Below are 11,747 nucleotides of genomic sequence, written 5' to 3'. Positions count from 1 at the left end.
ATCCTACTGGTTACCTGGAGAAGGCGTGCTGTCAGTAAGTCGTTCTGGTCCGGCGGGATCCGTCACCATCCCGAGCTTTTCAATCCCGGCCTTTTTCACTCCATCCATCACCTGAACCACGACTCCATACGGCACGTCACGGTCGGCGCGGAGATACAGCGTGACATCTTCGTGCTCGGCTTTGAGTGTGCGCAACTTGCGCTCCAGCTGAGCCACACTCACTTGATCCTTGTCGAGGTAGAGACGCTGATCCTTTTCGATAGTGAGCACCGCTCGCATCTCTGGCTTAATCGTGTTGGTCGCCGAAGTCGGCAGGTTGATATCCATGCCACGGTACAACATGGGTGCGGTGACCATGAAGATCACGAGCAAGACCAGCACGACATCCACGAGTGGAATCACGTTGATCTCTGCCAAGAACCGACGGTGTCTCGTCTCGAAAATCATCCCTTCACTCCAGCAGACATCGAACCAGCCGGCTTGCTTTGAGCGGGGATCAAGGCCAGCAGTTCGACCACGACGGAATCCATCTGGAAGGCCGTACGTCGAATGCGTGTCAGAAAATAGTTGTAGGCGATGACGGCTGGAATCGCCGCAAACAATCCAGCCGCAGTGGCGATCAGGGCTTCTGAAACGCCGGGAGCCACGGCCGCGATACTCGCGGTCCCCTGGGTGCCGATTTCACGAAACGCATCGATAATCCCAAGCACGGTTCCCAACAAACCGACAAACGGGGAAATGTTCCCGGTCGTCGCAAGAAACGGGAGAAACGATTCCAATCTTGAGAGTTGCGCTTGCGCAAGGTGCGCTGCCGTCCGCTCCATCACATGTCGATCAAATGCCATCGAACCACCGTCATTGGACGTGGTGGGGATCTGATCCAACCGCTGGACGACGGAATGGAAAATTTTTGCGCAGGGGCTTCCGGCCACCTGCGAGAGATTGCGAGTTACCTCTTCCACATCTCGCGCCCTGAGTAGGACAGCCATGAACTGCCGGTCCTTGAGGTCGACTGCGCGAAAGGTAGCCCACTTATAGAAAATGATCGCCCATGAAAGAATGGAGAAACCCAGCAGCACCACTAACACGACTTTGGAAATGATGCTCAGCGATGCGAGCGTTGCGAGCGGACCGGCTTGAAACATACGAGTCTAGCCTCTCCCTCCTACGTTCTTACTGTTGGCAAAGTGGAGTGTACCAAACACTGAGGAAAATGGCGGGGCCGACGGGATTTGAACCCGCGACCTCCAGATTGACAATCTGGCGTCCTAACCAGGCTGAACGACGGCCCCGTATTCACTACCTAATTGCGGAACACTTGGAGAACAACAAGACAACATCAACGGTCGCCGATCAACCTTGTGAGCGAGAAGGAGACCCTCAGCTCTGCAGGACCCTGCCTATCCCTCCACACCAGCGCCGTTGAGCTGGTAGGCGGAACAGGGATCGAACCTGTGACCTCTGCCTTGTAAGGGCAGCGCTCTCCCAACTGAGCTATCCGCCCGAATTTTCTAACAAGCGTGCGGAGCGTACCAAGTCCATTTCTCCTTGTCAACCAGGCTGTACGTCATCAGCAAGATTGTCTGTACGTCATTTGTGAGGCACACCACGTGGTTGCCTGTGCTGTCCCTCGCTTGATCCACCTGTATGGGACCGACGAAGTTGCCGAGGAAAGAATTGCCGGTGAACCTGCTTCAGTCGGCGACGATCCACATGGGTATAGATCTGAGTCGTTGCGATATCAGCATGGCCTAACATCGCCTGCACCGTACGAAGATCAGCGCCGCCTTCGAGCAAATGCGTGGCAAACGAATGGCGAAGCATATGCGGTGAGATCGGCTTGAAGATGCCCGCCCGTCGCGCGCGCAACGACAGCAACTTCCAGCAGCCTTGTCTCGTCAAGGCATGTCCCCGCCGGCTGACGAACACGTGACGACAGGCTCGACGGTTCTTGAGGAGCGTGGGTCGAACCTGTTCAAGATACTCGACCAACAATTCTCGTGCCGTTTGTCCCATCGGCACCATTCGTTCTTTGGCGCCCTTCCCCATCACTCGAAGACAGCCAAGCTCCAGATCGATTTGTGACAGCGTCAGGCCAACCAGCTCCGACACGCGCAGCCCGGACGCGTAAAGCAATTCCAGCATCACACGATCACGGCGATCCTCTGCACGGTCGCGAAGAGGCATCTCAAGCAACGCCGTTACCTCCTGATGCGTCAACGTTTTCGGCAATCGAACCGAGCGTCGCGCGCCCGCCACATCACGGAGAGGGTTCACGTGCAGAATATGTTCGCGAGCGAGAAACCGATACCATCCTCGCAGTGTCGACAGCATCCTAGCCAACGATGATGCCGCGAGCGACTCCTGTTTCAGTGAAGCGAGAAACGACCGGATAATGGACGATGGTACGGCCTCACTCATACGCAATTGATGCTGGAGCCAGTACCGTTGCACACGGAACAGATCTCGCCGGTAGGACTCCAGCGTGTTGTGTGCCAACCCGCCTTCAACCCGCAGCTGACTCAAATATCGTTCAACCAGCGGATCCAGTACAGGTGCCGATGAGTGAGCCGTGGTCATGGGATGTCACACTATAGCCAACTCTCCTCGGGCGCACAATGAAAACGCAGCAGTTCTCCTTGACAGGTTGCACCCTTTCCGTTACTAGTCTGCCTATGGGTTACTGCTGACCAAACGGAATGCTCGCCTACTCGCACCATCCTTCTCCCATGACGACCTGGCCGCTGATGATGGTCATCCTCGCCTTTGTGGCCAGCCTCGCTCCAGGGTCCATTGTCCCTCCTTGGCCTCAGGCAGAAGCGGCGGACACGGTCACACCCTTGGTTCCCAATCCGCCGGTGTTGAAACAGGCCAAGCAATTGATTGAGAAAGGTGACTACGAGTCAGCCGCTAACAGCTTGCGTCGCTTCTTGACCACCTCCCCACGACCCGAGCACCTCGATGACACCTACTTGCTGTTAGGAGCGGCCCTCTATGGCATGAAGGACTACGGCGAGGCACTCCACCAGTTCAATCAACTCCACACGGAATTTCCGGAATCCGAACTCCTCGACCGCAGCAAACTCTTGCTTGCCCGAACCCACACGGCAATGGGAAACGTAGACCTTGCATTGCCGTTACTGACCCAAGTTCGTACGACGACCCTCGATGAGGGCACCAAACGGGAAGCCCAGCAACTCTCAGCCGATCTGTTAGCGCTCAAAAAAGATTACGTACGGGCTATTCATATCCTGCTGGAGGGAATGGCCGGAAGCTCTGAAGAGCACATCACCGAAACACGGGAACAGGTCCGGCAGTTCATCGCGGAGAAATTGGATAAGAAGGGATTGGCCCGGGTGCGGGATGCCTATCCACGCTCATATCCCGGCGACCTCGCCTCACTCCGGTTGATCGACTACTATATCGGCCGCAGTGAAGATCACCTGGCGGAGCGGGAAGCTCGGCACTTTCTCGCAGCCTTTCCTGCGCATTCTTCCGGGCAAAGGGTCAGCGAATCGCTGGAGCTGCTGAAGACACGGTTACGATCCAATCAGTATGTCATCGCCGCCGTGCTCCCCCTGTCTGGACAGTTGTCGACATTCGCGACGGACGTCTTGCAAGGTATTCAACTCGCGCTCGAAACATCACGTGAGCAGCCCGGCGCACCATCCGTCGGCTTGATCGTGAAGGACCACGATATCGATCGACCGGGGTTTCTCGAGGATCTCTCGATGCTCCTCCATCATGATCGCCCACTCGCGATTATCGGCCCGATGCTGTCCCGAAATCTTCCGGTCATGGCAGAAATGTCTCAGAAAAACAGAGTCCCATTGATCACGCCGGCCGCCACACTCCCCAATGTACGCCGATTGGGCAGTTACCTCTTCAGCACCTCGCTCACCTATGCATTGCAAGCCGAACGCATGGCGACCTATGCCGCACAAGATCAAGGGCATCGACGATTCTGCATCATCCATCCCGACACCGTCTACGGCCGGGAACTCGCCCGCCTGTTTGCCCAGGAGGTGTACCACTTGGACGGGGAGATCGTTGCCATCGAATCCTTTAAGGAAGGAGAAACCGATTTCGCTCCGCAAATCCAGCGACTGAAGGCCGAGGATCTCAAAAAGTATGGTCTGGCGGTTCCCGTGGAAATTCCGCGTCCTCCGGGAAAACCAGCCAACCGAACTGAAAAACGTGTTCTCTACACGCCTGGGTTTGACGCGATTTTTATCCCGAGTCGGGCTCAAGATATCGGGCTGCTCGCCGCCCAACTGGCGTTCCATGACATCAGGGTTCCCCTCCTCGGCACGAACGGGTGGAACTCGCAGGACTTTGTCAGAACGGCCGATCGCACAGTCGACGGCGCGACTTTTGTCGACGGATTTTTTGTCGATAGTCCGAGCCCCGCCGTCCAGGACTTTGTGCAACGATACCGGAAACGCTTTGATTCACCCCCGTCCCTTTTCACCATGCAGGGATATGATGCGGCCAGAGTGGCCCTCGAAGGGATCCGTCACGGCGCGACCTCCGGAGAGGCCTTGCAGGAGTATTTAGCCACCCATCGTGATCTCCCTACGCTCGCCGGCCCGGCCGGATTCGGTCCTGACGGCACCCTCCACCGACCGCTCTTTCTTCTTCAGGTAAAACAGGGTAAGTTTGTGCAACTGAACTGAACCATTGCTCATGAGTTCTCTCTCGCAAATCCTTCACACCATCTCGTACATGGGGCTCCCTCTCTTGTTTGCCATGGTGCTTCATGAATACGCCCATGGCTGGGTGGCGGCAAAATGCGGCGACTCCACCGCGAAACTTCAAGGGCGACTCACCATCAACCCCCTCGCGCATATCGATCCCTTGGGTACCGTGATTCTGCCCTTGATGTGTTTGATGATGGGGAGTTTTCTCTTCGGCTGGGCAAAACCGGTCCCGGTCGACCTGAGAAATCTACGTCAGCCCCGCCGTGATATGGCCCTGGTGGCAGCGGCTGGACCAGGGATGAATCTGATCTTGGCGGTATCCAGTGCGCTGTTGTTGGCCCTACTCCTTACGATCGAGCCGACCTTGTCACTCCGCGGTTCAGCAGAAGCCGAGACGTCCCCCGGACTTCTGGCAACCATGGTGTTTCGTCCTCTCGCCGTGATGGCGCTCTATTCCGTGATGATCAACGTCTTCCTCGCACTCTTCAACTTGCTGCCGATCCCGCCTCTCGACGGCGGGCGAATCTTGATGGCGATTCTTCCCGCCAAGCCGGCCATGACCTTGGCGCGATTGGAACCGTATGGCATGCTTATCCTCGTAGGGCTGATCGTGTTCGACAAGGAGCTGGGTGTGATCCACACCATCACTGGTACGTTTGCAAAGGGCCTGTCCGGAACGATCCTCTCGACCGCGCTCGGCCTGCGCCCGGGAGTCGCCCAATGACGACACCACGAAGCCGAGTCCTGAGCGGTATGCAACCCAGCGGACTCATGCACCTTGGGAATTACCTGGGGGCCTTGGAAAACTGGAAGGCACTACAAGAACAGTACGACTGCTACTTCTTCGTGGCCGACTGGCATGCCCTCTCCACTAACTACGCCGACACGAGCCGGATTCGCACGTTCGTCCGTGAAATGCTGATCGATTGGCTCGCCGGCGGCATCGACCCGGAACGGTCCACGATCTTCATTCAGTCTCGCATCCCCGAACATGCCATCCTGCATCTCCTGCTTTCGATGATGACGCCGATCTCCTGGTTGGAGCGGAACCCGACGTACAAAGAAAAGCAAGAAGAAATTAAAGAGAAGGATCTCACCACCTATGGGTTTCTCGGCTACCCGGTCCTGCAGGCGGCCGACATTCTCTTGTACAAACCCGACTTCGTGCCGGTAGGGAAAGATCAGCTGCCTCATCTCGAGCTGACGCGAGAACTGGCCCGGCGGTTCAACGATATCTATAAGACGCCGGTGTTCCCGGAGCCGAAGGAACATCTGACCAAGTTCCCCAAGGTGATCGGCACCGACGGGCGAAAGATGAGTAAGAGTTACCACAACACCATCAACCTCTCGGATACCGAACCGGTCGTCCGGCAAAAGCTCAAGACCATGGTCACCGACCCAGCGCGAGTGAGACGGACAGACCCCGGTAATCCCGACATCTGTCCCGTCTACGAATTTCACAACATCTATTCACCTCAAGTAGTGAAGGACCAGATCAATACGGATTGCCGAACCGCGGCCATCGGCTGTATCGACTGCAAGAAACTGGTCGCAGACCGTATGGTGGAACAGCTGGCACCGATCTGGGACAAGCGCGCCACGCTGACGCAAGCGCCTTCTCGTGTCGATGAGATCGTCGAAGCCGGCAGCACGCGCGCCGCTACGGTCGCCAGTGCGACGCTGCGCGAAGTGAACGAGGCGATGAAGATCTAACCCGTGCCCTTCCTAACCTTCCTGCAAGATTTTCGAATCCGCTAGAAGAACAAGCCGGTCGGTGGAAGAATGCCTCGCAGGAGACCTATCTGCGAGGAGAATTCGTTATGACGTGTAGAAATAGCCACCGACGATTTAGAAGTATCGGACTGTTCGTAGGACTTGTCTCTCTCTCCGGCTGCGGCAGCTGGTGGCACGGGGGATACCAGTCCGTCACCATCTTCACCACCCCACTCGATGCGCAGGTGATCATTGACGAACGGGTTCATCTCTTAGCACCAGGAACCGTCTCGCTCAGTCGAAAGGACGACCACCAGGCTGTCATCACCAAGGAGGGCTATGAGCCGAAGACCATGGCCCTGACGCGAACCTGGTCCTGGTGGGTCATCGGCGATATCTTCGGCTGCGCCGTCATCTTCTCACCTGCCTGCATTTCCACCGATAAGGAGAACGGCGGCTACTATACCTTCGAGGACAAGATCTACGTGACGTTGGAGCAGAAAACAGCTAACCTAGGACAAATCGAGCCCAATCAGTAACAGACTATTCCATACTGGCCCTTATATCCTTAGAGACTGGTGTACGATAGGCAGAAGCTAAGATTCGCTAAATGCTATGGCCCGTTGCAAATGAATGACCGATTCTGGATACAGCAGACACAACAATTTTGGAAGATCGTCCTATTCCTTGTTCTGACCATGATTGATCTCGTCATCTTTGCTATGTTCGTATGGAGTGTTAATTTCCCCTCAGGCCAAGCAGCCTATGCCTGGTATCGTGACCAGATAGTGCTTTCCTTTGTTTTCATAGGAACGGGGGTACTAGCATTTGGGTTCTTATCAGTCCTAATTCGATGTCCGGTCTGTAAAAGGAATGTCGGATGGCATGTACTCAGCACAGCAAATGCGAATGATTGGTTCGCGACCCTGATGCGATTGGATCATTGTCCATTCTGTTCCTGATAGCTCACTATTCGTAGAGACAGGCGCTTACAGGAAGTCCTTCCTACCTCAATCTTTGAAATAGCGTCCGCATCCCCCTTAATAGGTCGGAAGGCTCTACGCGACATCGCGAGTTATGATATGGTGCTCGCGTGTTCGGGAGGGTCATTCTCATGAAGAACCGTATGGATCAATACTGGTTTGGACTTTCCGCTCTGCTCTTTAGTTCACTCCTCACAGCTTCAGTCTCGGCAGCTGCCGATCCACCCTGCGACAAGTATCCCGTAGCCAAACAATCACGTTGTGCCGAAATCTGGAAAGAACTGAACAAGGAGGATGGGCCGATCATCGCCCAGTTTGGGCTCGATCAGCAGCAACGTCGCGAGGAAGGAAAGATCAACGCCCAACAACATCTCGCCGAGAATATGATCTTTATCAAACAATCGACTGAAAAACGGATTGCGCGTCTTAAGGAACGTATGGCCAAGGAGTAGCGCAGCTATTGAAAAACGCCACCTGCGTTGTTCTCGCATCGCTTAGAGGCTCACCGTACAGCCAAAAGTACGACTCACCTCTTCGCTCGCTGAGGCCTAGCAGGACGACCTTTTTGAATAGTGCGGGTCAAAGGCGTACGTCCTTCAAAACCGTCACACACGGATAAACTGATTCGATTCTTTTTCGAGACCAATTTCCGTGTCCGGTCCATGTCCGGTTATCACCGTCGTGGTCTCATCGAGCGTATAGAGTCGCTCGCGAATCGACTGTTCGATGGCCTCAAAGTTCCCACCCCATAAGTCGGTCCGGCCGATGCTCCCCCGGAAGAGCGTATCGCCGGCCAGCACGAGCTTGTCATTGGGCAGATAAAAACTGATCGACCCAGGCGTGTGGCCTGGTGTATGGAGCGCCACGATCGGCACCTGCCCCAGCATGACCTTTTCCTCATCGGTCAGCCAATGGTCGGGCGGCAGGGCCGGCACGTACGAGACCCCGAATACACGACATTGGAGCTCCAGATTGTTCCACAAGTGGAGATCCTCCTGATGGAGACAAATCACCGCGCCGGTCGCCTTCTTGATTTCGCTAGATGCCAAAAAGTGGTCGAGATGGGCATGGGTATGGAGAATATGGCTGACCGTGCACCCCAGCTGCTGCACTTCACGGAGAATTCGTTCGGGTGCGCCGCCAGGATCGATCACAACCGCTTGCTTCGTGACCGGATCGCCGATGATCGAGCAATTGCAGCCCAGCGGAGGGACCGAGAAGGTTTTCCGGATCAACGCCGTCATCGTAGAGGCATGCTACAGCCCAATACTCTGCCAACGCAAGCGAGCCACCATCTGCTTCCTCTCACGCTCACATAATCCAGATGATTTCTGTATCGACGTGCTTCCACTCCTGTTCCTCTCGGCGATACCACACAAGAAAGCCTGCCCCGGTCCGATCAGGGCGAACATTTTCCACGTAGACGAGAGCCTGATCGTTATTCAACGTCCGCCCCACACGTGAAAAGGCGAGCCGGTCGAGCACAGAAGGCCTTTGTACGGGCCGAGCCTGATTGCGCAGAACTAGAACCGCAGCACCAGCCTCTGGATCTTCCGTCGTGCCCTCGGTGACGAATCGGTAGCGAATGCCGAACTGGAACCGAGGTTCCAGGGGAACAGGGGTTTGGTTGGATCCGAGAAAGTCTCGGACAAGCTCGTGCGGCAGCATATCGTCGAAATAGCCCTGCTGCCGAAAGACATCCAGCATCAGAGATCCATCTTGTCCAGGAACCAACCGAGAAACGGTGAAGCGCTCCAGTAGGACCAATTGGATCTGCGAGGTAAGAAATTTATCCTCAATGACTCGGTCGTACAGACTATAATCCTCCTGCGACATACTCGCCGCCGCCTGCCCGCTCTCCACCATAACGGGAGACTGCACGACGAGAAATGGCAAAGACCACATCATTAAGGCCGCCATCACCTTCGTGGTCGTGAACATACCGGTGAATCCTTGGCGCGGTCAAACGTGAGATATTGCGTAGACAACTCAGGCAGAAGCGTGGATAATCCCACGACGCTTTCAGGAGGAACTCGCGTGCAAGACACAATACTTGGCGGTCGATCACGATTCAGACTCTGGTGCATCTTGTTCGTCTCTCTGTATGGCTGCGCCCAGGACAGCGATCCCTCTCGTGCAGAAAACGAAGTCCTCAAGAAACAAGTCGCCAAACAAGAATCCTTGCTTAGTTCCCTGCAAGACGGAAACAGGGTTATGCAGCAGCAAATCGATCTACTCAATCAAGAACTTCGCGACGCAAAGGGCACCAAAGAGGAACTCGAGAAGGAGTTGGTGGAAACCAAACAGATGATTGGATCGCAGGTCTCCGAATCTCTCAAAGTTGAGGACAAGGGTGCACAGTCCGATATACTCCCTCGCCCTCTTGAACTCGTGGTCAAGGTCGTTGACGAGGCCCTGACACGAAACGGGTATCGTCCAAAGGTCAGCGTCAAAACCGATCACAGGGCCATCTACGTTACGGAACGCAAGGTCTCGAACCCCCCGACGCTCGAAGTGACCGGTTCACGAAACCAATACCTCATTTCACTCGAAGCCCTTCAAGACAATCAGACCAAACTCTCGGTGAAAGCTGAATTCGAGCGCGTGGCCCAAGGCGGCCGTGTGTTGAACGTCAGCCCTGAGGAAACGGTGGAAATCGAACAGCGCCTGATTCGTGAGATCAGCAAAGCACTCGCCAGCCCGACTAAAGCCTAACGCTTGGCTGACCGGCGGTTACAATCATCGCTTTTCTTGGTCCGATCGAGGCCGCATGCTAGCATTTCCACGCGATGGCTCTGTCAACCAGTGTGCACGATCTCCGCATCCTGATCCGTTCCTCCCATCCTCTCGTCGTGATCGAAACGGTGGAAGAGGACCGGGTGCTGGCCCTCCTGCAATCAGTCACAGCTCAGGAACGGATGCCCCTCTTCGAATGGTCCGTCACCAGAGGGCTGACGCGTGCCGACGATGCCCCGACGCTCAGCAGAATGACCGCCACACCCTTGGCCGTGCTCCAGCACATCCACGGGCTTACTGTTGAAGCGGTATTCTGGCTGAAAGATCTCGGCCCCCATCTGCAAGATCCTGCCATATGCCGGCAGCTTCGTGAGGTCGGAGCCGCCTACAGCCGATCACGATCCACCTGCATCCTGACCGGTCAGCCGATTACGCTCCCGTTGGAATTAGAGCAGTCTGCCGTACGACTCGATCTGAGGCTGCCTGATCGAGAGGAGCTGCGATCCATGCTGCACGATCTACTTCGTTCATTGGCACCTCGCACTTCCACTCGCCTGCGATCGACCACTCTCGTGCAGAGCATGCTGAGGTCAATCAATGAGACCCAGACAGCAGATAAGGGACCGAGCAGCCGAGATGCCGATGCGATCCTGCGTGCGTTACAGGGTTTCACACTCCATCAAGCGCGCCAAGCCGTAGCCCATTGTCTCGTCGAACGTGGCACCCTCTCGGCCGACGACGTGCAGGCTATTCTGAAACGTAAAGTGCAGGCTATTAAGGATGGCGGACTGTTGGAGTACTATCCATTGGAAGACAACCGGTTTGAACTGGGGGGCTTCACCAATCTCAAGGCCTGGTTGGAACGCGCGCAGGTCGGGTTTACGGAGGAAGCGAAATCACTCAACCTCACGCCGCCTCGAGGCATTATGCTAGTCGGAGTGCCGGGCTGTGGTAAATCGCTGGCTGCAAAGGCCATTGCACGGGAATGGAAGCTGCCACTCTTGAAACTCGACGCCGGCCGCTTGTTCGACAAGTTCATCGGCGAGTCGGAAAAGAATTTCCGTAAAGCCATTGAGATGGCCGAATCCTTGTCCCCGATCGTGCTCTGGATCGATGAAATTGAGAAAGCCATGGTCGCCGGAGGCGGGAGCGGCGAGGCCGACGCAGGCTTAAGCCGCCGACTCTTCGGGGCGTTTCTCACGTGGCTGCAGGAGAAAAAACAGGATGTGTTCGTCATCGCCACAGCCAATGATCTCTCGTCCTTGCCACCGGAACTCTTGCGAAAAGGGCGGTTTGACGAAATCTTTTTCGTCGACCTACCGGACGATACCGAACGAGCATCCATCTGGAACATTCACCTGAGTTTGCGCAAGCAAGACCGTGCTCAATTCGACCTCGGTACAATCGTCAGTGCCAGTGATGGGTTCAGCGGCTCTGAGATCGAGCAGGCCGTCGTTGCGGCGCTTTATCGGGCCCTCCATCGGAAAACGCCGCTCACAACCGATCTCCTCATTGAAGAATTGACCCAGACGGTTCCCCTTTCGGTCACCAGACGGGAAGACATCGATGCACTCCGCCGAACAGCCGAAGGCCGATTCGTGAACGTGCGGTAGCC

At 55.8% G+C, this 11,747-nt stretch carries 12 protein-coding genes and 2 tRNA genes; 7 read left to right on the top strand and 7 right to left on the bottom strand.

Annotated features, from left to right (window positions below; translation table 11 throughout):
* Positions 1-3 precede the first annotated feature (3 nt).
* The 5 genes from IPM58_00255 to xerD all read right to left on the bottom strand — a co-directional run bounded on the left by IPM58_00255 (position 4) and on the right by xerD (position 2,550).
* Positions 4-447 (bottom strand): biopolymer transporter ExbD, encoded by a 444-nt coding sequence (locus IPM58_00255; protein MBK9305544.1) that lies wholly within the window; start codon positions 445-447, stop codon positions 4-6.
* Complete coding sequence (locus IPM58_00250; GenBank protein ID MBK9305543.1) at positions 444-1,145, bottom strand: MotA/TolQ/ExbB proton channel family protein; 702 nt, start codon at positions 1,143-1,145, stop codon at positions 444-446. The genes IPM58_00255 and IPM58_00250 overlap by 4 nt, the downstream gene beginning before the upstream one ends.
* A gap of 69 nt (positions 1,146-1,214) precedes the next feature.
* Positions 1,215-1,292 (bottom strand) — tRNA-Asp (locus IPM58_00245).
* Between the two features lie 136 nt (positions 1,293-1,428).
* Positions 1,429-1,504: transfer RNA gene (locus IPM58_00240), tRNA-Val, on the bottom strand.
* A gap of 86 nt (positions 1,505-1,590) precedes the next feature.
* On the bottom strand, positions 1,591-2,550 hold the full coding sequence (gene xerD / locus IPM58_00235; protein ID MBK9305542.1) for a site-specific tyrosine recombinase XerD: 960 nt from the start codon (positions 2,548-2,550) through the stop codon (positions 1,591-1,593).
* A 179-nt stretch (positions 2,551-2,729) separates the two neighbouring features.
* Here xerD and IPM58_00230 point away from each other — a divergent pair, with 179 nt between their 5' ends.
* The 5 genes from IPM58_00230 to IPM58_00210 all read left to right on the top strand — a co-directional run bounded on the left by IPM58_00230 (position 2,730) and on the right by IPM58_00210 (position 7,848).
* Positions 2,730-4,676 carry a penicillin-binding protein activator gene (locus tag IPM58_00230; GenBank protein MBK9305541.1) on the top strand — a complete coding sequence of 649 codons (1,947 nt, stop codon included), beginning with the start codon at positions 2,730-2,732 and terminating at the stop codon, positions 4,674-4,676.
* Between the two features lie 10 nt (positions 4,677-4,686).
* Positions 4,687-5,424 (top strand): site-2 protease family protein, encoded by a 738-nt coding sequence (locus IPM58_00225; GenBank protein ID MBK9305540.1) that lies wholly within the window; start codon positions 4,687-4,689, stop codon positions 5,422-5,424.
* A complete protein-coding gene (gene trpS / locus IPM58_00220; protein MBK9305539.1) occupies positions 5,421-6,413 on the top strand; it encodes a tryptophan--tRNA ligase in 993 nt (330 codons plus the stop codon). Before IPM58_00225 ends, trpS begins: the two co-directional genes overlap by 4 nt.
* 107 nt (positions 6,414-6,520) lie before the next feature.
* Positions 6,521-6,952 (top strand): hypothetical protein, encoded by a 432-nt coding sequence (locus IPM58_00215; GenBank protein ID MBK9305538.1) that lies wholly within the window; start codon positions 6,521-6,523, stop codon positions 6,950-6,952.
* Positions 6,953-7,527: 575 nt separating this feature from the next.
* A complete protein-coding gene (locus IPM58_00210) occupies positions 7,528-7,848 on the top strand; it encodes a hypothetical protein (protein MBK9305537.1) in 321 nt (106 codons plus the stop codon).
* 153 nt (positions 7,849-8,001) lie between these two features.
* Here IPM58_00210 and IPM58_00205 read toward each other — a convergent pair whose 3' ends face one another.
* Both IPM58_00205 and IPM58_00200 read right to left on the bottom strand, forming a co-directional pair.
* Positions 8,002-8,640: an MBL fold metallo-hydrolase gene (locus IPM58_00205; protein MBK9305536.1), complete on the bottom strand. Its 639-nt coding sequence runs from the start codon at positions 8,638-8,640 to the stop codon at positions 8,002-8,004.
* A gap of 67 nt (positions 8,641-8,707) precedes the next feature.
* Entirely contained in the window at positions 8,708-9,337 is a 630-nt protein-coding gene (locus IPM58_00200; protein MBK9305535.1) for a hypothetical protein, read from the bottom strand.
* A 96-nt stretch (positions 9,338-9,433) separates the two neighbouring features.
* On the opposite strand from IPM58_00200, the gene IPM58_00195 reads away from it, so the two are divergent.
* Together IPM58_00195 and IPM58_00190 are read left to right on the top strand one after the other, a co-directional pair.
* A complete protein-coding gene (locus IPM58_00195) occupies positions 9,434-10,111 on the top strand; it encodes a hypothetical protein (GenBank protein MBK9305534.1) in 678 nt (225 codons plus the stop codon).
* A gap of 74 nt (positions 10,112-10,185) precedes the next feature.
* Positions 10,186-11,745 carry an AAA family ATPase gene (locus tag IPM58_00190; protein MBK9305533.1) on the top strand — a complete coding sequence of 520 codons (1,560 nt, stop codon included), beginning with the start codon at positions 10,186-10,188 and terminating at the stop codon, positions 11,743-11,745.
* Positions 11,746-11,747: the final 2 nt, after the last annotated feature.

Origin of the sequence: Nitrospira sp. (genome assembly GCA_016715825.1) — a bacterium.
Taxonomy (GTDB): Bacteria; Nitrospirota; Nitrospiria; order Nitrospirales; family Nitrospiraceae; genus Nitrospira_D.
Note: the sequence above shows the minus strand (reverse complement) of the source record. Positions and strands in the feature narration are given on the sequence as shown.

Bases quoted from the DNA above. Each gene is read 5' to 3' on its own strand.
- trpS (MBK9305539.1), top strand. From the start codon at position 5,421: ATGACGACACCACGAAGCCGAGTCCTGAGCGGTATGCAACCCAGCGGA.
- IPM58_00230 (MBK9305541.1), top strand. From the start codon at position 2,730: ATGACGACCTGGCCGCTGATGATGGTCATCCTCGCCTTTGTGGCCAGC.
- IPM58_00225 (MBK9305540.1), top strand. From the start codon at position 4,687: ATGAGTTCTCTCTCGCAAATCCTTCACACCATCTCGTACATGGGGCTC.
- IPM58_00210 (MBK9305537.1), top strand. From the start codon at position 7,528: ATGAAGAACCGTATGGATCAATACTGGTTTGGACTTTCCGCTCTGCTC.
- IPM58_00205 (MBK9305536.1), bottom strand. From the start codon at position 8,640: ATGACGGCGTTGATCCGGAAAACCTTCTCGGTCCCTCCGCTGGGCTGC.
- IPM58_00190 (MBK9305533.1), top strand. From the start codon at position 10,186: ATGGCTCTGTCAACCAGTGTGCACGATCTCCGCATCCTGATCCGTTCC.
- IPM58_00215 (MBK9305538.1), top strand. From the start codon at position 6,521: ATGACGTGTAGAAATAGCCACCGACGATTTAGAAGTATCGGACTGTTC.
- IPM58_00250 (MBK9305543.1), bottom strand. From the start codon at position 1,145: ATGTTTCAAGCCGGTCCGCTCGCAACGCTCGCATCGCTGAGCATCATT.
- IPM58_00200 (MBK9305535.1), bottom strand. From the start codon at position 9,337: ATGTTCACGACCACGAAGGTGATGGCGGCCTTAATGATGTGGTCTTTG.
- IPM58_00255 (MBK9305544.1), bottom strand. From the start codon at position 447: ATGATTTTCGAGACGAGACACCGTCGGTTCTTGGCAGAGATCAACGTG.